Below are 17770 nucleotides of genomic sequence, written 5' to 3'. Positions count from 1 at the left end.
GGTGGCGGCCCGGGGGCCGGCCCGCGCCCACGCCCGGCGGGGTGGACGCGCCGCGGCCGCACGTCAGCGGGCGGCCGCCAGGGTGGGCTCGAAGTCCTTGTTGGTGCGGCAGCCCAGGTTCTCGTACGTGTTGATCTTGGTGTCCGGGTCGGTCTTCACGAGGTGGTACTTGCAGGCACCCTTGATGTGGCTGCCGGAGATGCCGCCGGGGAAGTCGATCTCCTTGTTCCAGAGGTAGGGAGACTCGTACCCGTTGAGGTGCGCGGTGGCGTTGACGTCGATGCCGCCCGGCGCCTCGATCTCGTACACCCAGCCGGTCTTCGCGGCGCCGTAGGTGGCGAACTTCTCCGCGACCCACTTCTCACAACTCGTGCTGAGGTGCGCGGTGTTCTGGCCGCCGCCCTTGACGATGTACTCGGCGAGCGGCGTCATGGCCTCGCCGCGCGGCGCGAAGCCGTCCTCGAAGAGCTGCTCGACGTTCTCCCGGGTGTCGCCGCGCCACAGGGTGTTGGTGTCGTCGCGCCACTGCCAGTTCTCCTCGACGGCGGCGCGGTGCACGGCCGGAGCGATCGCGGGGGAGGTGGTGGTGCGCCACCAGTCGAACGGGTGGAACCCGGTGACGGGCCCGCACGGACCGGTGTCCGGTGCCTGCGCGACGGCGGTGGTCGTGCGGTCGGCGGCGTCCGCCGGAGCGGCGAGGGCGAGCGGGCCCGTGGCGAGCGAGGCGGCGGCGAGAACGCGCAGGACTGCGGTGAACATGGTGATGGCCCATCAGTTGATCAACAGGATGGACCTTGTATATCCGCGTGTGCCGGTGCCGGAGGGGAGTGCCGCTCCGATCCGGGCGGGCAGTCACCCCCGGGACGGCAACAGTCATATGTTCACGGCGTCCGCCCTGGTCCCGGGCCTGGACCGGGGCGGACGCTCGGCCTCAGACGGACCGGCGGTCGCCCTGCTCGTCGCAGGGGAGCGCGGAGGCCGGGTGGTGGGCGAGGAAGTCGCGGGTCGCCTGGCGCTCGGCCTCGGTGATCGAGGTCGGCTTGACGTCGATGATGCCGCCGAAGGGACGGTCGACGTCCCGGATGACGCACAGGGCCGTCGTCAGGAGCGCGGTGATGACGACGAGCGCGATCAGCTGGCCGCGGTTGTTCTTGCGGGGCAGGCAGATGCCGAGGGCCACGACGGTGATGACCAGGGTGATGAGCAGGAACCAGAGGATGGCACTGGGAATGCTGGCGGTCGCCTGCGTGAGGCGCTCCTCGCGCTCGTCGGAGCGCTTGTTGTCGGCGGCGACCAGCATTCCGAACACGGGCTGGCCCGCGAGCTCCTCGAACGTCTGCCGGAAGTCCGTGGACCACACGCTCGGGGCCGGGGACCCCTCACCGTCGGCCATCGCGGGCCACTCGCGGACGCGGACGGCGCGGGCGTAGCAGACGGCCGCGGCCTGGATCCGGGCGCGCTCGGAGTCCGGCGCGTACTCGGCCGTCTCCACGATCTGGTCCAGGGCCCGGGCCTCGCCGCGCGAGGCCACCTCGGCCTTCCCGTACGAGCCGTTGGCCGTGACGAGGACGAAGCTCAGCAGCAGGACGGTCATCGTCAGGAGCGGGCCGACGAGGTCCTTCACGGCCATGCCCGTGCCGTCGTCCTCGTTGAGCAGCCATGGTCGCAGCCAGCGGTTGGCGGCGAGCCCGGCGAGCAGGGCCAGTACGGCGACGACGATGACGAGGACCACGAGCGGCCACCTCCGAGGGGGCGGTGAGGGGGTTCCCGGAGCGGGAGGGCTTCAAGATCATGTACATCTGAATGCGCCCGTGAACTGCGGAAACGTTCACCTGCCGCCACATGGACGAATCCCTTGACCCGGCGGGACCACGCACCACGCGGCCTTCCCCGCCGGCCGCTACGCGCCGGGCGAAAGGCGGGACGACACACCGGCCCCCACCCCACCGTGGTGCCCATGCTGAACCGAGTAGCCGTCCTGTCCGACATCCACGGAGTCCTGCCCGCCCTGGAGGCGGTGCTCGCCGAGCCGGACGTCCGCTCCGCGGACCGCATCGTGCTGACCGGCGACATCACCGCCGGACCGCAACCGACCCAGGTCCTGGACCTGTTGACCGGTCTCGGCGACCGCGTGAGCTGGATCAGCGGCAACGCGGACCGCGAACTCCTCGAATACCGCCGGGGCCTACGGGACACCATCCCCGACCCGATCGCGCCCTGGGCGGCCGACCAACTCCGCGACACCGACCTCGCCCTCCTCGCCGCGCTCCCACGATCCCTCACCCTCTCCGTGAACGGACTCGGAAAGACCCTGTTCTGCCACGCCACCCCGCGCGACGACGAGGAGGTCGTCCTGGTCGACTCCCGCCTCGACCGCTGGGCGGAAGTCCTGGACGGACTCGAACCCGACATCAGCACCGTGGTCTGCGGCCACACCCACATGCCGTACGTCCGCCTGGCCCACGGCCGGCTGATCGTCAACCCCGGCAGCATCGGCATGCCCTACGGCCGCACCGGAGCCCACTGGGCCCTCCTCGGCCCCGGAACATCCCTCCGCGTCACCCCCTACGACCTCGAAGCCGCAACCACCCGACTGACCCGCGACTCCACCTACCCCGACATCACCGCCTGGTCCGCCTACTACCTGCACGCCCGAGCCACGGACACGGACGCCTTGACGGCTTTCGCGCCGCGCGACGGACGCCCCGAGGGTTCGTGATCTTTGTGCGCCTGGGCGCTCGCGCATAATGCAGCAGGGAGCGCCGTTGCGGTCATGCTAGGCACGCGCTGAAGGGGGACGGGTTGCGGGACGACAGGGATACAGGTGCACTCAGCCTGCGGCTCGACGAACTGGCGGCTGGACTCGCGGACCCGGAACGCGACCTCGACGACCTGGCCAGGGTCGAAGAAGAACTCATGGCCGCCCGCGAGCGGATGCTGATTCCGTACTTGGAGAGGCACCTCGAGTCCGCTGTGGAATCGGGTGACTGGTACGCCCGTCACGTGTTCGCACGGATCCTGGCCGAGACGGCAGGTGCCACGTCGCTCGACTCTCTGTTGCGGGCCTACTCCCGCGATCTCGGTGACGACCAGGACTCGCTGTCGACGACGCTCCACGTCCTGGCTCGGCAGGACGCGGCCGCCGCGCGTGACATCCTTCTCCCGTACGCCGTCGGTGACGATGCGGACCTTCGCCGAGCGGCGATCTGGCTGCTCGGTTTCGTCCCTGCCCCCTCCGATCTCGACCTGCTGACCCATGCTGTGCAAGACCCGGACGAAGCGATCCGGAGCGCCGTCGTAGGGACGTTGGGCAGTCACGGCACAGACCCCGATGCCTTGGACCTGCTGGTGCGCCTGCTGGACGATCCCTCCCCACAAGTGAGGGTCTCCGCGCTCTGCTCTCTCGGCTTTCGTCGCGCCCCCGGCACGTTGCGGGGGATCTGCCGGTTCGCGAACGACGGCAGTCCCCTTGTCCGAGCCTGGGTGGCGATCGCCATAGGCCGTTTTCCGACCCTGGAGACCGCCGGGCCCGAGGCTTCGGCAGTGCTCGATCAGTTGGCGTCGGACGAGGATCCGGATGTGCGTCAGCGGGCGGCCCAGGCTCGTCAGATGCTGAAGAGAGGCTCGTAGGGTTCGTCTTCGGGCGTGAAGACGAGAACGAATTCAGGCCCGAACCGGGTGGCCACATCCTTCAAGCGGGCCAGAACCTCAGCCTGGTCCGGCAGGTTGAGGTCGAGGGCTCTGGCGGCCCGGTCGCGGAGAGACATGAGGTTCGGTGTGTCCTTGAGGTACTCGGCCTCAAGCCCGCGGCACTCCTCAACCGTGAACGCCTGGCAGTCGCGCCACCACGGCACGACCAGCAGCAGCCGCACCAGTTCGGGCAGGCCGACCGCGACCAGAGCCGCGCCTCCCTCGGAGTCGGCATAGAGGACCGGGCGTTCCTCGCCTCCTTCTCCGCAGAAGAAGAATGTGCCACCGGCGCCGTCTCCGGCGAACCCTTCGAGCGTGAGGCCGGAGGCGAGGTGGACTTCCTCGCCATGCTCGCCCAGGTCCAGGTCGAAGTCACCAGGCCAGGCCAGGAACCTGGCGGCCTCTTCCTGCTCACGAACGGCGGCGATCAACGATTCCATGGTCCGGAGCTTACGGCCGCCGCGCGCCCTGCAACCCGCAGTTCAGGAGGCCGCTCAGTACCGGGAACGGCCGATAGGCTCCGAATCATGACCGCCGTCGACGCGCTCGTCCGCCTCTGCCCGCCACCCGCCGAACCGCCGCCCCCGGTGGACTGGGCGCAAGTCGAAAGCACTCTCGGTACGGCGCTCCCCGCGGACTACAAGAAGCTTGTCGAGACATACGGGGACGGAGTCTTTGACGAGACGATCTGGCTGCTCGTCCCCGGCTCCACCCATGACGATTGCGACCTGTACGCGCAGGCGGCGGAACGGGAGGAGATCCTCGCCGAACTGTGGGAGTTCGAGGACAAGCCGGACGGGCTGCTGGAGGAGGGCGCCAGGGTCCTCCCATGGGGATCCGAGGAGGGAACGGGCGCGTTCCTGTACTGGCTGGTGCGGCCCGGGCAGCACCCCGACGACTGGACGGTCCTCTACAACGAGGGCCGCGGACCCCTCTGGGAGGGTCACGCCATGGGATGCCTGGACACCTTGCTGGCCGTGCTCACGGGGACGGCGGAGACAGAGCACTTCGGCTACCTGTACGAAGTGCTGAAGCCGACGGAGCATCGTTTTGTGACGGCCGCCCAGACTCGTGCAGAGGCTGCGCAGGCCTGAACCTCACCGGGATCTTGATCGTCATCCCGTTCGGTATACCGTTTGATGATGTTGGACAGACGCACTCATGATCTGACCGACGGCGCCCCGGGTGTCCCGTCGGTCTGGCGCGCTCCGGGGATGCCCGCGCTGCTCGGGTCGACCGGGCTCGGGTTCGCCGGTGTCTCGCTGCTGATGCCGGTCGCCCCGCTCTGGGTGCTCGACGGTGGGGCCGACGAGTTGGGGGCCGGTGTCGTCAACGCCGTGATGATGCTCTGCACCGTGGTCGCCCAGCTCCTCGTCGGGCGAGCCCTGCGGCGTATCGGCTGGCGTCGGACGCTCGTGCTCGGGGCCGTGCTGCTCGGAGCGCCCGCGCCGGCCCACCTCCTCACCGATGATGTACGTGCGGTGACGGCGCTCGCGGCGATACGTGGCCTCGGCTTCGGGATCATCACCGTGTGCGGTGCCATGGGCGTCGCCGCGCTCGTCGAGCCGGCGCGCCGCGGCCGCGCGGTCGGAGCCTACGGACTCGCCATCGCGGCACCGCAGTTCCTGCTCATCCCCGTCGCGCCCTGGCTCGCCGAACGCGTCGGGTACGGGCTGGTGTTCATCGTCGCCGCCATTCCCCTGCTCGCCATCGCGCTCGCTCCCTCGGTGGCCCGCGCCCTGCACACCCATGACCGCCCCGTCGCGGATGACGGTCCGTCCGGTCCGCCACCCGACCACGCCCACCTGCGCCGCGCTCTGACCGGGCCGATCGCCGCACTGCTCGCGATCACCTCGGCCGGCGGCGCCGTCATCACCTTCACCCCGAGCCTCGCCCCCGACCCGGCGGTCGTGGTCGTGGCGCTCCTGGCGTTCACCGGGGCCTCGGCGTTCTGCCGCTGGGCCTTCGGCGGGTTCGCGGACCGGCGCGGGGCGGCCCCGGCCATCGCACCGCTCCTCCTGCTGGGCGCCGCCGGACTCACCGCGATCGGCGCCGGAACGGCCGGTGACTCGGAGTCCGTCGCCGGCGCACTGCTGATCGGCGGCATGCTCACGCTGGGCGTCGCCTACGGAGGCCTGCAGAACCTCACCCTCGTACACGCCTTCACGGCCGCGGGGGAGGAGGCGCGGTCCACGGTCGGCACGGCCTGGAACGTCGGCTTCGACGCCGGCACCGGACTCGGCGCGCTCGCGGCCGGCGCGGTCGCCGCCTCGACCTCCTACACCCTCGCCTACGCCGCCCTCGCCACCGTCACCGCTCTCGTGGGACTGGCCTGGATCGCGGTCGGCCGGAGGGGCTGAGGGGAGGGTTCGCAGTCCGCGCGATTAGTGTCGGGGGTGCGAGGCCGACGCGAAGACGAGGAGTGCCCGGTGCCGGAGCTGATCGATCACCTGGAGAGCCGGCTCGGACGCATGGCCGGCGCCTGGTCGACACGTGACGGCGCGCCGGCCGGCACTCCGCAGGTGGCCGCGTTCCGGGACGGCCGGCTCGAGCGGGTGCAGGCGTTCACCACGATCGGGCTGTCGCGGACGCCGTTGCGGTCACCGGACTCCGATCGCCACTACCACCTGGAACTCCTTGCCTGCGACTACGTGCAGGACAGCGAGGACTACGGCCCGCTGCCCGCTGTCGTGGAGTTCGTGGCCGAGCGCATGGTGGAGTCGGGGCACGCGGTCCTGCGCGGGGACGTGATCCCGCTGCCGGTTCCGCTCCCGGGGGGAAGCAAGACGGCTCTCTATGCCGCGCTGCCGGTCTGCTTCGACGACGCGTTCGCCTCCGTGACGATCGAGAACGGCAGCGAGGTCGCGATCGTCTGGCTCGTTCCCCTCACGTCCGCCGAGGCCGACTTCGTCCGGGCCAGGGGCTGGCAGGAATTCGAGCAGGCGCTCGTGGCCCAGGACCCGGACCTTCTCGACATCGGCCGCGCGGGCCTGGACCTGTGACGACTCCACCCTGTTCGGCTCGCACGGGTTCCGTCACTTCGATTCGCCGCCGAAACTGATCTCGTTGCCGTCCGCGTCCCGGTAGACGACCTTGGTCACGCCACCGGCGTAGGTCTCGCGGCTCGCCGGCTCGATGCCCCGCTGAGCGGCCCCGGCCACTCGTTCGCCGAGGTCGTCGACGAACGACAGCACCAGGGCGTTCCCCGCCCGTTGCGTGTCCTCCACGATGTAGACGTGCCGGTGCTCCGCCACTTCCCACACCGCCTCGATGTCGTTCGGCTGCATCGACGGCGGGGCGCCGAAGAGCCGCTCGTACCAGGGCAGGGCCACGGCGTAATCGGTGACAGGGATCCCTGCGAAGAGGTCCAGTGCCATGTCGTCGTCCTCCAGGGGAAGTCGATCGGGTGTCTCTGTCCGCGTCTGTGTACGTGGGTTGGCTACGGTGACCAGTGATCAGCTGTCGACCCGTCAGAGAGTGAGAGCACCCCCGATGATGCCGCCCTTCTGTCCTATATGTCGTGTCCCGTATCAGCTTTCGGACTTCGCGTACGAGGACTTCACCCTTGTGTACTTCAAGGCCACGACGACGTATCCGGACGACTGGGCCGGTCACCCGGAGAACTGCGAGTGGTTCTGCCCCACGCACCTCCCGCTCACGGAGGGGCTGACGGACCTGCCGGCGGGAGAAGCGATGAAGCTCATCCGGGCGAGGCTCCGTGAGGCGACGGAGCAGGGCGCGTAGGAGTGGCGCGCGGGACGACCTGAGCGCCTGCGGGCGTCAGGTCCGGCGGTGGCTGCCGGGGCGTGGGCGTTCGTCCCGCCCGGGCGCGGAGGGCCGGAACGCGGAGAACCGGTCGTCGGCGTACGCGTTCCCGTTGTGGCGGGCCTGCCCCGGCATGCCGGCGGGCCGAGTGGAACGCTCGCGCCGCGCCAGGGACGGCACGTCCACACTGAGGCGTTCCGAGGGCGAAGCCGCCCGGTCCGTGGGGCCCATCACCATCAGCGGGTCGAACATCACGATGGCGCCCGCGATGACGAGGAAGGCCAGGGGGCCGATGAGCATCGGGACGAGCATGTCGAAGGACGAGCTGGTGATGAACGCGGAGGTGCCGCCCGAGTGCAGGTGGACCTTCAGGGCGGCCATGCCGGTGTAGTGCATGCCGGTCACCGCGACGCCCATGATCAGGCTCGCGCCCAGGCTCCAGGCGAGGCCCTTGTCCTGAACCGCCGCCCACAGCGCCGCGGTCGCGGCCACGACGGCGATGACCAGCGACAGCGCGACGGTGGAGGTCTCGTAGTCGAGCGAGGCCCCGCGTACGGTCATGGCGGCCATGCCCATGTAGTGCATGCCGCCGACTCCCAGGCCGGTGATGACGCCGCCGGCCAGGAGCGCCGGCACGGTCGGGCCCTGGAAACCGACGATGAACACGCCCACGCTGACCACGGCGATGGCCACGGCCAGACTGGCGTAGGTCATCGTCCACTCGAACTCGACGGGCGCGCCGACGACGCTGAAGCCCATCATCGCGATGAAGTGCATCGTCCAGATGCCCGAGCCGATGGCCCCGGCGCCGAGCGCCAGCCAGGCAGGGCGGCGCCGTGAGCGGTCGAACCTGAGGGAACGGGTCGTGCAGCGCAGCCCCAGGGCGCTGCCGAAGTACGCCATGGCGTACCCGACGGCGGGTGTCACTGCCCCGTAAGTGAACCCGTCGATGGTGCCTTCCATGAGAAGCGCAGCCTTCCTGGCCGATATGGAGGGACGAGGAAGGTCAGCCCCCGTCCGCGTTGTGGCAACTGCCGGGAGAGCCCGTGCAGTTGGTGGTGCGGCGAGGAGTATGGCAGCGGGTCGGCTCGTCCGGGGTCACGAAGTCGCCACGGGTGGGCCACACTTCCCGCACGCGGGGGAGGGCCCGCGCCCTCACACGCGCCGTCGACGCGCCTCGTGCGGTGGGATCGACACGTCGCCGGCCGTCGTCCGCCCGGGCCGGGTGCCGTTCCCCGCCGGGCGGCCCGGACGCGGGCATGATGGAGGGCATGACCCCGATCGCCCGCCGCATGTACCAGCTCCTGGAACCCCTCTGCCTGGTCACGTTCTTCGCCGAGGAGTGCAACCAGGAGCTCGCCGCGCTCGGCCACCGCACCTACTGGGACGGCTACTTCGCCAGTCGCGCCGCGCCCCTGGGACGGGTCCCGGCGCAGGTCGTGCACGCGGCGTTCTACAACTTCGCCGACGGGGAGGTCGCACGGCACATCCCCCGCGCCTGGGAGACGATCCCGCCCGAGGAGTCACTCGCCGCGCGCGAACGGGGCAGCGCGGCCTCGCTGCGACGCATCCTCGGCGCCGAACTCGCCGGCTCCCCGGGCCTGGTGCGCGCCGCCGACCTGACCGCCGAAGCCGCCAGGAGCGCGCCCACGGAAGGCCGCGTCATGTACGCCGCCATGCGCACCGTCCCCGTGCCCGAGGACCCGGTCGCCCGGCTGTGGCACTGTGCGACCGTGCTGCGCGAACACCGCGGCGACGGGCACATCGCAGCTCTGTTGAGCGAGCGCATCGGCGGTACGGAGGCGCACGTGCTGTCCGCGCTCGAGCAGGGCATCCATCCGCCGGAGTCCTTCGGCCGCATCCACCACCTCCCGAAGGAGCGGCTGGCCGCGGTCATGGACGGGCTGCGCGAGCGCGGGATCGTCGACGCGGACGGGCATTTCACCGACGCCGGCCGCGCCACCAAGCAGCGCGTCGAAGCCCTCACCGACGACCTCGCCGCCGCACCGTACGAGGCGCTCGCGCCCGCCGAACTCGCCGAGTTGATCGCAGTGCTGGAGCCCATCTCCACGAAAGTGGTCGCCGCCGGGTCGCGGTGAGCAGCGGTGCGGCATGGCCCCGGCAGGAGGCGTCTCATGAGTGCCGACGGCAGAAATCCCGTACGGCTCGGTTGAAGTCCTCGGGCCGTTCGAGGTTGCTGAGGTGTCCCGCGCCGGGGACGACGACGAGTTCGGCTTGCGGGATCGCGGCCTGGAACTGCCGGGCGACGGTGAGCGGGGAGCGTACGTCCTGTTCGCCCCACAGCAGGAGGGTCGGCACCGAGACGGTGGGCAGGAGGTCCCGCTGGTCGGCCTCGGCCATGAGGGCCAGTTGCGCCCGCAGGGTGTCCGGCCGTGCGGCCGCGGCCATCGCGTCGAGCAGCGGAACGTACGGGGCGGGCGGCGCACCCGCGAACAGTCCCGGTACGGCGATCGCGGGGGACCCGGTCGGTGGCGCGTCGAGCATGCGGCGCACGCCTGCCACGCGGGCCGCTACCTCTTCGGCGGGCAGGGAGCCCTTCCAGCCCGCGTAGGTGTCGGCGAGGACCAGGGTGCGGACGAGGTCCGGATGGTGGCGGTAGAACTCCAGGGCGACGGTGCCGCCCCAGGAGAGCCCCGCGACGTGGGCGGGACCGAGGCGCAATGACCTCACGAGCGCGGCCAGGCAGTGCGCGCAGTCCGCGAGAGTGAAGGCGGCGGGCAGGTCGCCGGAGCGTCCCGCGCCTGGTTCGTCCCACGCCACGACCGTGAACGCGTCGGTCAGCGCGTCGAGTTGAGGCGTCCACGCGCGGGCGTCGTCGCCCGCGCCGTGCAGCAGGACCAGGAGCGGCCCGGCCCCCGCACGGTCGTACGCGAGGGGCAGCCCGTCGACCGGCACGGTCGCCATGTCACCAGGCTAGACCCGCCCGCCGGCACTGTCGCGGCACGGCCCGCGCCGCAGGTGTCGGCCGCCGGCTCCTGGAGCGGGCCCAGGAGGCCGGAGAGGTACGAGGCGACATCACGGCCACCGGGCTGTACGCCACGATCGCGGCGGCGGCCTGGACCCACGAACACGCCCCGCAGGAGGCGGACCAGGTCCTGACCGTCCTCATCGACGGCCCCCGGGCCCGCTAGGCCTCGATCTCGTCCTCCTCCTCGACGGTGATCAGCCGGACGGCCGGTGCCGAGACCAGTTGGACGCGCGGGACGCCCGGCACACGGATGTTGACGAAACCGCCCTCGATCGCGAAGTCGACCCCCGTGACACGGCTGACCCGCCGCCCGTCGGCGCTGAAGACCGCGTAGCCGGTGAGCAGATCGATCGTGCCCTTGCGCCACTGACGGCTCATGCCGACACCTCCGGGAAGTCGAGCTCGGGCCGGGCCAGGTGATTGAAGTGGTTGGACAGGGTGTTCAGCGCGACATGGGCGACGATCTCGCCGAGCTCGGCATCGCTCACCCCGTGCTCCCGGGCGCCTTCCAGCACGGCGTCCTCGACCCGGCCGCCCGTGCGCACCACCTCACGGGCGATCCGCAGTACGGCATCGGCGTGCGCGTCCCCGTCGTCGGCGCCCTCGCGTGTACGGAGCAGCTCCTCGTCGCTCAGCCCCAGCTTGCGGCCCCGCAGCGTGTGGGCGCTCACGCAGTACGTGCAGTGATTCTCCTGGGCGACCAGGAGGGCGAGCTGCTCGCGGAGCCGGGCGGACAGTGCTCCGCGACTGAGGTGATCGCGCAGCGCCAGGTAACCGGCCAGCGCGGCCGGGGAGTTGGCGAGAGTCGCGTACAGGTTGGGCACCCGGCCGAGCTGTCGGCGGGTCTGGTCGAGAAGCCCTGACGGGTCGTCGGTGAGCTGTGGCATGCGCGGCACGAGTCCTCCAGATGGTACCGATCGGTTCCAACCTCTTGCGCCGAGACGGTACTGATCGGTTCCATCTCCGTCAAGATCCGGCTACCCTGGCCCCCATGGCCACCCACGCACGCGAACGCCTCCTCGACACCGCCGAGGAACTCTTCTACGCCGAAGGCATCCGCGCCGTCGGCATCGAGCGCATCGTGGCCGAGTCCGGCGTCGGCCGCGCCTCCCTCTACCGCCACTTCGCCGGCAAGGACGAGCTCGTCGTGGCCGTCCTCCAGCGCCGTGACCAGGCCTGGCGCACCTGGCTCGCCGAACGCGTGGGCGCCCTCGGCGGCCACCCCCTGGACATCTTCGAAGCCCTCACCGAACGCTTCGCCAACCCCGACTTCCGCGGCTGCGCCTTCATCAACACCATGGCGGAGACCGCAGACACCGACAGCGCGGCCTACCGCGCCGCCGCCGCACACAAAGAACGCGTCACCTCCTACGTCGCCGACCTGCTCGCGCAGAACGGATGCGCGGAGCCCGAGACCCTCGCACGGCGCTTCGTCCTCCTCATGGACGGCGCGATCGTCACAGCGCTGCGCGAACGCACCACGGTCCCCGCGACAGAGGCCCGCGCGGTCGCGGCGGCCATGCTGGCCGCCGCGAGCTGAACCCGTCCGCCCGTCGCGCCCGGGCCGGCCCCAGAACACCGGTGGAGGACCGCATGATCCCGCCCGAACTGCTCGCCCAGCTCCCCGCCCCGCACCCCGACACCGCCGCGCTGCCACCGTTCGCGCAGCGGGCGGACGGGGTGCGGACGGTCCGGGGTGTTCCCTACGCACTCGTGGACGGTGGGCGCCCGCTGGAGCTCGATCTGTGGCTGCCCCGGCCGTCCACCGGCGAACAGTCGGTCCCCGTCGTCCTGTTCGTCCACGGTGGGGCCTGGCGACGCGGTCGGCGCGACGACATGGGGCTCCACACGCGCTCCTGGGACCCGGGCCCCTTCGAACGCATCGCACGGGCCGGTTTCGCCGTGGCGTGCGTGGACTACCGGCTCAGTGGCGAGGCGACGTTCCCCGCACCGCTCGACGACCTGGGCGCCGCCCTGCGCTGGCTGACCCTGCGCGGCAAGGAACTCGGGATCGATCCCGGACGCACGGTGGTCTGGGGCGAGTCCACCGGCGGGCACCTCGCGTCCCTGCTCGCGCTCACCCACGACCAGCCGCGCCCCGCAGCGGCCGTCATCTGGTACGGACCGGCCGACGTCAGCGCCGCGCGCCCGCCGTTCGACCCCGCGGCGCCCGACACCATGGAGGCCCTGCTCCTCGGCGCCGCTCCCGCACGCGTACCCGACCTCGCGCGGGCGGCGAGCCCCGTGCACCGGGCCCGGGCCGGTGCCCCGCCCTTCCTCCTGCTGCACGGCGAGGGCGACTCGATGGTGCCCGCCGACCACAGCCGGGACCTGGCCCGTGCGCTGCGGGAGGCCGGTTCGCCCGTGGAGCTGCGGGTGGTGCCGCACGCCGACCACGGCTGGTACGGCCTGGACGGTCCGGCGGTCGAGGACCTCTTCCGCGCGTCCCTCGCCTTCGCGGGACGGCACGCGGGGCTCTGAGCCGGTCCGACGAAGGTCGTGGTGAACGCGGCACCGCGGGCCTGACCTGCTGGCGCCCCTCCTCAGCGCGGCGGGCGCGCGGTCCAGTCCCAGGAGCTGAGCGTCGTACGCATCAGACGGGCCGCGGCGGTCAGCCGGGTGCCCGCGCCCCAGTACAGGGTGAGCCGGCGGCGGCACTCGGGGCTGTCGACGGCGATCCAGGAGGCGGCGCCGGGCGGGGCGAGATGCCGGGCGAGGTCGGGTACGAGGCCGACGCCGAGCCCAGCCTGGATCAGGGCCGCGATCGCACTCAGCTCGTCCCCTTCGCACACGATCCGCGGTACGAGGTCGTGCGCCGCGAACAGCCGGTCGAGCAGGCGGCGTTGCCAGTGCCCCGGGTGGGCGGCGATGAAGGACTGGCCGGCGAGTTCCGGCACGGACACCGAGGTGCGGTCGGCGAGCGGGTGCCCGGGCGGCGTCACCAACCACACCGGTTCGTCGAGCAGTTGGACCGATTCCAGGCCGTCCGCGGGGATCGGCTGCGAGGCCGCGCACAGATCGACCTCCTGGGTCAGCAGCCGACGGGCCATGTCGGCGGCCGGTGCCTGGTGGAGCTCGACCTCGACGTCCGGGTGGGCCCGCTTGTACGCCGCGAGCGGGCCGGTGAAGGTCAGGAAGGTCTCGGACGCCAGCCGCACGCTGCCGAATCCCTCGTCGGCGAGTTCGGCCACCGCGCGCCGGCCCGCCTCCAGTTCGCCCAGCGACCGTTCGGCGTAGTCACGGAAGAGCCGGCCGGCATCGTTGAGCCGCAGTCGGCCCGCCCGGTCGAACAGGGGAGTGCCGAGTTCCTTCTCCAGTCGGGCGATGGTGCGGCTCAGCGAGGGCTGGGCGATGTGCAGTTCCTCGGCCGCGCGGCTGAGGTGCTCCAGTCGTGCGACCGCCAGGAACTGGCGCAATGAGTTCAGATCCATCGTCATCACCGTTTCCGCGCGCCGGGCATGCCTTCCAGGGCATCACTCCATAGCAATATTGATCTTAGACGTGATAGCTCCACAGGCATACCGTCGTGGTGTTCGCCCCTGCCGGACAGCAACGCATCGCATCGCAGCGAAGGAGCACGCCATGTCCATGAACTCGTGGAGAGCGCTTGAGGACAGGTCCTGCGGCGCACGAGCGCGGCGCAGGAGGATCGCGGCCGCCGTGGCCGCCGCCCTGGTGATCGGTGCCGGCACCGCCGCCCGCGCCGCGGCGGACACCCCGCACGACGGGGGCACCGAGGTGATCGAACTCCAGGTCCGCAACGACCAGTACGCCGCCGACGACAAGGCACCCGAAGGGCCGAGCCTGGGCGACACCTACGTGTACTCCGGCGCGGCGGTGCAGGACGGCCGTACCGTCGGGCACGGCGGCGGCACCTGCCAGGTCGTCCAGGTCGAGGGCGACACCCCCACGACCCAGTGCCTGATCACGATCGAACTCGACCGCGGCTCGCTCACCATGCAGTCGCTGTGGACGAGCGGACCGGGCTCCCTCGACATGGCCGTCACCGGCGGCACCGACGACTTCGGCAGTGCCCGGGGAACCGCCCGCTACTGGGACATCGGGACGGCCGACGAGCGCGTGCGCGTCGAGATCCTGCGCTGACGCTACGGAACGGCACGTCTCAACTGGATGCAGAGGAAGGGAAGATGGGACTCATGGAGACGCAACGCGCCACGGACGAAGCCGAGATCCGTCGTCACATCGACAAGCTCGTCGAAGGGCTGGAGAAGAAGGACCTCGAAGCCCTGAGGCGACTCTACGCACCGGACATCGTGTCCTTCGACGTCCAGCCGCCCCTGCAACACGTGGGCGTCGACGCCAAACTCGCCAACTGGACCCCCGTTTTCACCGCCTTCGAGACCGTCACCTACGAGGTCCGCGACCTGGTGGTGACCGTGGGCGACGACGTGGCCTTCGCCCACGGCTTCGGCCGGCTCGGGGGCACGCTCAAGGACGGGACGGTGATCGGCGGCATGTGGGTCCGGGCCACCCACTGCCTGCGCAAGACCGGCGGGGCGTGGCTGATCGTGCACGACCAGGTGTCGGTGCCCCTCGACGTGGCGACCGGCGCAGGAGTGACCGACCTCCAGCCGTGACAGGGGGCTGATCACCCGTTGAGCGCTCGGGTGCATTGCTCGTCGGCCCTGATGGCGCATATCACGATGGTGGTCGATCCGCGGAACACCGGCCCATGGATCCCGGTCACAGGCGCGGGAAGCGGGCGCGCACGGCGTCGATGCATGTGTCCCGGGACGTGGGCCCGCCGAACCGAAGACGGTCGTAGGCCGTGAACGCCGGTTCCAGCGTGTCGAGTTCGTCGACGAGAGCGTGCAGCCGCTCGAGCCACGGCGCTGAACCGGCATCCGGCTCGTTCGCCGCGGCGCTGATCGCGGTCGTCAGGTCGTCCTTGCGCTGAATGGCGGCCGGGGTGACCGAGTGCAGGCACACGTACTGTCCGCTGAGATACGCATTCCACTCCGCCTTCCCGGTGACCGGGTCGGACCAGTGCGCGGTGAACCATGCTTCGAGCAGCTCCACGCCGCCGGCTCCGTCGGCGAGAGCGAACAGGTCGGACGGCACCATCTCGGCACCGTCGGAGCGCAGATATCCCGGGAGCGGCAGACGATGCCCCAGCATCAGCCGGCGGACCGCATCGGCATCGCGGCCATGGACCGCGCACAGCTCCTCCAAGGCGACGAACTGCGCGCTGACATATGCGTCATCGGCATCGGTCATCGGATGGACCCCGTTGACCTCGCGGTATCGCTCGGCGAGCTGCTGCTTCAGATCTGTCTCCGACATCGGGTCCCCTCCGGCACCTGCCGGCGCGGGCATCTCCCACACCGGACGCGCCACGCTACCGACCGGACGGTTCGGCACTCACCGAACCATCGAGGGAATCACGACAGGACGAGGGCACCTCGAACCGAGCCGGGATCGGCGGGCCGCGTCAGACGGGCAGCAGTCCCGGGAACGGCCCGTGCCCCACGTCCGGCGCCGTGACCGCGAGCCAGCCGTGTCCGCGCACGACCGTGCCCGCGCCGACCAGCTCCGGGTCGACCGACAGGTAGGCGCAGGCGGTGCGTGCGCCCGCCGTTCCGGCCTCGGGATCCGCCTCCTCGGACTCGGGGTCGAATCCGGGCTCGTTCATGGCGAGGTCCTCCCACGGCAGCGGGTCGCCCTCCCACTCCGGGTCGCTGTAGGCCGCGTACCGCCGGATCACCAGGCCGTCCTCCGCCACGAACCAGAGATCCGAGCCCTCGGCCCCGTCGACGTAGAAGAGCTGGGCGTGTCCGCACGCCTCGCTGACGCGTTCCACCGTCTCGATCATGTCGTTCCAGTGGTCGTCGCCGACGAGCAGCTCGAACAGGCCGAACACCAGCCGCCAGCCGTCCAGTTCGGGCGTCACGAAGGCCCGGCCGACGCCGCGGCGGGGATCGTCCGGGGTGGGGATCAGGAGCTCGTCGCCGTACGCGGCCGCCACGCCCGCCGCGACCGTCACCGGGCGGCGGTCGTGCAGGCCCAGCGCGTCGAAGACGCCCTCGTACGTCGCCCCCGGCACGGCCAGCCACCAGCCGCTGAGCTGCGGCGACGGCAGCCCGCCGACCCCGCCCGGGAGCTTCGCGTTCACCAGCCGCTCCAGCAGCGTGCGGTCGCGCTCGTCGAGGGCGTCGAGACCTCCGCCCTCGAGCAGCACGCCGAGCGCTCCCCGCCGAACTCGCAGGGAGGCGGCGGGATCCCGGCGCAGGGCGCGCAAGCGCGGCGCGTGCGACGCGTACAGAGCTCGCGCGTACGTGGAGACGTCACCCGCGAGATCACCGCCCCGGGCGACGACCTCCAGCAGGGCCCGCAGCCCGGCCTCGGAGTCCACCTTCAGGCGGATCAGGCCCTGGAATCCGTAGGACGCGAGATTGCGGTCGGCATCGACCGCCAGGGCCGCGTACTGCTCCGCACAGCGCGCGTCGAAGCAGGGGAGCAGCCGGCTGACCACGAAGCCGTGCAACTCCCTACGGCGCGTGGCCGCGAGGACCTCGTCGAAGGCCCGCGGCCCGATGCGCTCCAGCACGGTCTGATACGCCGTCACGTGACGTGTCGCCGACGGGCCGGTCGCCCCGTGCATCAGGCCCGGCAGCGCGCGTTCGCCGTGCGCCGCCAACTCCTCGACGGCTGCCGCCACTTGTGCGGAGTCGGCACTCTCCAGATCCCCGACGAGCTGCGCGATCTCGGATTCGATCTTCATAGGAAGATCCTAGGGGTGCGTGGTGGGCGCTCGGAATGCGAGGCGGGGGTGGGGCAGGACCGTCAGAGCGGCCTCGTCATGAACACACTGCTGGGGTCGGGCCGGTAGTCGGCGAAGGGTGCGCAGTACTCGAACCCGAACTTCTCGTACAGCCTCCTGGCGGGCAGGAAGAACTCGGCCGAGCCGGTCTCCAGACTCAGCCGGGTGAAGCCGAGCCCCTTGGCCTCGGTGAGGATGTGCCCCAGCAACCGGGAGGCGATCCCGCCGCGGGTACGCCCCGGTGCGGTCCGCATCGACTTCAGTTCGGCGTGACCGGCGTCCAGCCTGGTGATCGCGCCGCATCCCACCACGGCGTCGTCCTCGTGCGCCGACCAGAAGGTGACCTCGGGGCGGCGCAGCCCGTCGAGGTCGAGTGCGTGCTTGCTCTCCGGGGGTGTGAGGGACCGCATCTGCTCGACGTGGTCGGCGAGGAACTGGGCGATCCGCGGTCCGGACAGGTCGTCCACGACGATCCTCACCTTGCTCACTGATCCCTCCGGTGGGGCGGCTGCGCGTACGGCGTCACTCTAGGACCTCGCTCTTCG

General features: G+C 71.2%; 23 protein-coding genes and 1 pseudogene. 12 read left to right on the top strand and 12 right to left on the bottom strand.

What is annotated here, in order from left to right; all coding sequences use genetic code 11:
• Positions 1 to 63: 63 nt before the first annotated feature.
• Together ACFW9D_RS02470 and ACFW9D_RS02465 are read right to left on the bottom strand one after the other, a co-directional pair.
• Positions 64 to 759, bottom strand: a complete 696-nt coding sequence (locus ACFW9D_RS02470) for a hypothetical protein (protein WP_188340805.1) — start codon at positions 757 to 759, stop codon at positions 64 to 66.
• Between the two features lie 172 nt (positions 760 to 931).
• Entirely contained in the window at positions 932 to 1732 is an 801-nt protein-coding gene (locus ACFW9D_RS02465; protein ID WP_188340806.1) for a hypothetical protein, read from the bottom strand.
• Between the two features lie 225 nt (positions 1733 to 1957).
• Between ACFW9D_RS02465 and ACFW9D_RS02460 the strand changes: the two genes are divergently transcribed.
• Both ACFW9D_RS02460 and ACFW9D_RS02455 read left to right on the top strand, forming a co-directional pair.
• Positions 1958 to 2719: a metallophosphoesterase family protein gene (locus tag ACFW9D_RS02460; RefSeq protein ID WP_384616872.1), complete on the top strand. Its 762-nt coding sequence runs from the start codon at positions 1958 to 1960 to the stop codon at positions 2717 to 2719.
• Between the two features lie 83 nt (positions 2720 to 2802).
• Complete coding sequence (locus ACFW9D_RS02455; RefSeq protein WP_384616870.1) at positions 2803 to 3630, top strand: HEAT repeat domain-containing protein; 828 nt, start codon at positions 2803 to 2805, stop codon at positions 3628 to 3630.
• On the opposite strand, the gene ACFW9D_RS02450 is transcribed toward ACFW9D_RS02455, so the two are convergent.
• Positions 3606 to 4130, bottom strand: coding sequence for a hypothetical protein (locus tag ACFW9D_RS02450; RefSeq protein WP_384616868.1), 525 nt, complete (start codon positions 4128 to 4130; stop codon positions 3606 to 3608). The two genes, ACFW9D_RS02455 and ACFW9D_RS02450, sit on opposite strands and share 25 nt — an antisense overlap.
• A gap of 87 nt (positions 4131 to 4217) precedes the next feature.
• Between ACFW9D_RS02450 and ACFW9D_RS02445 the strand changes: the two genes are divergently transcribed.
• The 3 genes from ACFW9D_RS02445 (at position 4218) to ACFW9D_RS02435 (ending at position 6692) form a co-directional block, all read left to right on the top strand.
• Positions 4218 to 4784 (top strand): SMI1/KNR4 family protein, encoded by a 567-nt coding sequence (locus ACFW9D_RS02445; RefSeq protein ID WP_384616867.1) that lies wholly within the window; start codon positions 4218 to 4220, stop codon positions 4782 to 4784.
• Positions 4785 to 4832: 48 nt separating this feature from the next.
• A complete protein-coding gene (locus ACFW9D_RS02440) occupies positions 4833 to 6050 on the top strand; it encodes an MFS transporter (RefSeq protein WP_384616865.1) in 1218 nt (405 codons plus the stop codon).
• 69 nt (positions 6051 to 6119) lie between these two features.
• Entirely contained in the window at positions 6120 to 6692 is a 573-nt protein-coding gene (locus ACFW9D_RS02435) for a suppressor of fused domain protein (RefSeq protein WP_188340808.1), read from the top strand.
• 33 nt (positions 6693 to 6725) lie between these two features.
• Here the strand turns inward: ACFW9D_RS02435 and ACFW9D_RS02430 are convergent, their stop codons facing one another.
• A complete protein-coding gene (locus tag ACFW9D_RS02430) occupies positions 6726 to 7067 on the bottom strand; it encodes a VOC family protein (RefSeq protein WP_384616863.1) in 342 nt (113 codons plus the stop codon).
• A 190-nt stretch (positions 7068 to 7257) separates the two neighbouring features.
• Here ACFW9D_RS02430 and ACFW9D_RS02425 point away from each other — a divergent pair, with 190 nt between their 5' ends.
• Positions 7258 to 7434 carry a hypothetical protein gene (locus tag ACFW9D_RS02425; RefSeq protein WP_384616861.1) on the top strand — a complete coding sequence of 59 codons (177 nt, stop codon included), beginning with the start codon at positions 7258 to 7260 and terminating at the stop codon, positions 7432 to 7434.
• A 36-nt stretch (positions 7435 to 7470) separates the two neighbouring features.
• Here the strand turns inward: ACFW9D_RS02425 and ACFW9D_RS02420 are convergent, their stop codons facing one another.
• The gene (locus ACFW9D_RS02420) at positions 7471 to 8418 is read right to left on the bottom strand and encodes an MHYT domain-containing protein (RefSeq protein WP_384616859.1); all 948 of its coding nucleotides are present in this window, start codon (positions 8416 to 8418) and stop codon (positions 7471 to 7473) included.
• A 308-nt stretch (positions 8419 to 8726) separates the two neighbouring features.
• Between ACFW9D_RS02420 and ACFW9D_RS02415 the strand changes: the two genes are divergently transcribed.
• Positions 8727 to 9554, top strand: a complete 828-nt coding sequence (locus ACFW9D_RS02415) for a MarR family transcriptional regulator (protein WP_384616858.1) — start codon at positions 8727 to 8729, stop codon at positions 9552 to 9554.
• Between the two features lie 34 nt (positions 9555 to 9588).
• Here ACFW9D_RS02415 and ACFW9D_RS02410 read toward each other — a convergent pair whose 3' ends face one another.
• The gene (locus ACFW9D_RS02410) at positions 9589 to 10380 is read right to left on the bottom strand and encodes an alpha/beta fold hydrolase (protein WP_384616856.1); all 792 of its coding nucleotides are present in this window, start codon (positions 10378 to 10380) and stop codon (positions 9589 to 9591) included.
• A 53-nt stretch (positions 10381 to 10433) separates the two neighbouring features.
• On the opposite strand from ACFW9D_RS02410, the pseudogene ACFW9D_RS02405 reads away from it, so the two are divergent.
• Positions 10434 to 10607 (top strand): annotated as a pseudogene (locus tag ACFW9D_RS02405) (TetR family transcriptional regulator); the annotation flags it as partial.
• On the opposite strand, the gene ACFW9D_RS02400 reads toward ACFW9D_RS02405, so the two are convergent.
• Positions 10604 to 10822 (bottom strand): hypothetical protein, encoded by a 219-nt coding sequence (locus ACFW9D_RS02400; protein ID WP_384616855.1) that lies wholly within the window; start codon positions 10820 to 10822, stop codon positions 10604 to 10606. The pseudogene ACFW9D_RS02405 and the gene ACFW9D_RS02400 sit on opposite strands and share 4 nt — an antisense overlap.
• A complete protein-coding gene (locus ACFW9D_RS02395) occupies positions 10819 to 11331 on the bottom strand; it encodes a carboxymuconolactone decarboxylase family protein (RefSeq protein WP_384616853.1) in 513 nt (170 codons plus the stop codon). The genes ACFW9D_RS02400 and ACFW9D_RS02395 overlap by 4 nt, the downstream gene beginning before the upstream one ends.
• A 104-nt stretch (positions 11332 to 11435) precedes the next feature.
• Between ACFW9D_RS02395 and ACFW9D_RS02390 the strand changes: the two genes are divergently transcribed.
• Together ACFW9D_RS02390 and ACFW9D_RS02385 are read left to right on the top strand one after the other, a co-directional pair.
• Positions 11436 to 11984 (top strand): TetR/AcrR family transcriptional regulator, encoded by a 549-nt coding sequence (locus tag ACFW9D_RS02390; RefSeq protein ID WP_384616852.1) that lies wholly within the window; start codon positions 11436 to 11438, stop codon positions 11982 to 11984.
• Positions 11985 to 12037: 53 nt separating this feature from the next.
• Positions 12038 to 12925: an alpha/beta fold hydrolase gene (locus ACFW9D_RS02385; RefSeq protein WP_384616850.1), complete on the top strand. Its 888-nt coding sequence runs from the start codon at positions 12038 to 12040 to the stop codon at positions 12923 to 12925.
• Between the two features lie 62 nt (positions 12926 to 12987).
• Here ACFW9D_RS02385 and ACFW9D_RS02380 read toward each other — a convergent pair whose 3' ends face one another.
• Positions 12988 to 13875, bottom strand: a complete 888-nt coding sequence (locus tag ACFW9D_RS02380) for a LysR family transcriptional regulator (protein WP_384616849.1) — start codon at positions 13873 to 13875, stop codon at positions 12988 to 12990.
• Between the two features lie 151 nt (positions 13876 to 14026).
• Between ACFW9D_RS02380 and ACFW9D_RS02375 the strand changes: the two genes are divergently transcribed.
• On the top strand, positions 14027 to 14548 hold the full coding sequence (locus ACFW9D_RS02375) for a hypothetical protein (protein WP_384616847.1): 522 nt from the start codon (positions 14027 to 14029) through the stop codon (positions 14546 to 14548).
• A 53-nt stretch (positions 14549 to 14601) separates the two neighbouring features.
• Positions 14602 to 15042, top strand: a complete 441-nt coding sequence (locus tag ACFW9D_RS02370) for a YybH family protein (protein ID WP_384616845.1) — start codon at positions 14602 to 14604, stop codon at positions 15040 to 15042.
• A 106-nt stretch (positions 15043 to 15148) separates the two neighbouring features.
• On the opposite strand, the gene ACFW9D_RS02365 is transcribed toward ACFW9D_RS02370, so the two are convergent.
• The 3 genes from ACFW9D_RS02365 to ACFW9D_RS02355 form a co-directional block, all read right to left on the bottom strand.
• Positions 15149 to 15748, bottom strand: a complete 600-nt coding sequence (locus tag ACFW9D_RS02365; RefSeq protein WP_384616843.1) for a DUF6058 family natural product biosynthesis protein — start codon at positions 15746 to 15748, stop codon at positions 15149 to 15151.
• A 148-nt stretch (positions 15749 to 15896) separates the two neighbouring features.
• Positions 15897 to 17186, bottom strand: a complete 1290-nt coding sequence (locus ACFW9D_RS02360) for a hypothetical protein (RefSeq protein WP_384616842.1) — start codon at positions 17184 to 17186, stop codon at positions 15897 to 15899.
• A gap of 62 nt (positions 17187 to 17248) precedes the next feature.
• Positions 17249 to 17704: a GNAT family N-acetyltransferase gene (locus ACFW9D_RS02355; protein WP_384616923.1), complete on the bottom strand. Its 456-nt coding sequence runs from the start codon at positions 17702 to 17704 to the stop codon at positions 17249 to 17251.
• Positions 17705 to 17770 lie beyond the last annotated feature (66 nt).

The sequence above is a fragment of the Streptomyces sp. NPDC059524 genome, from assembly GCF_042749255.1.
Taxonomy (GTDB): domain Bacteria; phylum Actinomycetota; class Actinomycetes; order Streptomycetales; family Streptomycetaceae; genus Streptomyces; species Streptomyces xanthii.
This window is presented reverse-complemented; position numbering and strand designations above follow the sequence as displayed.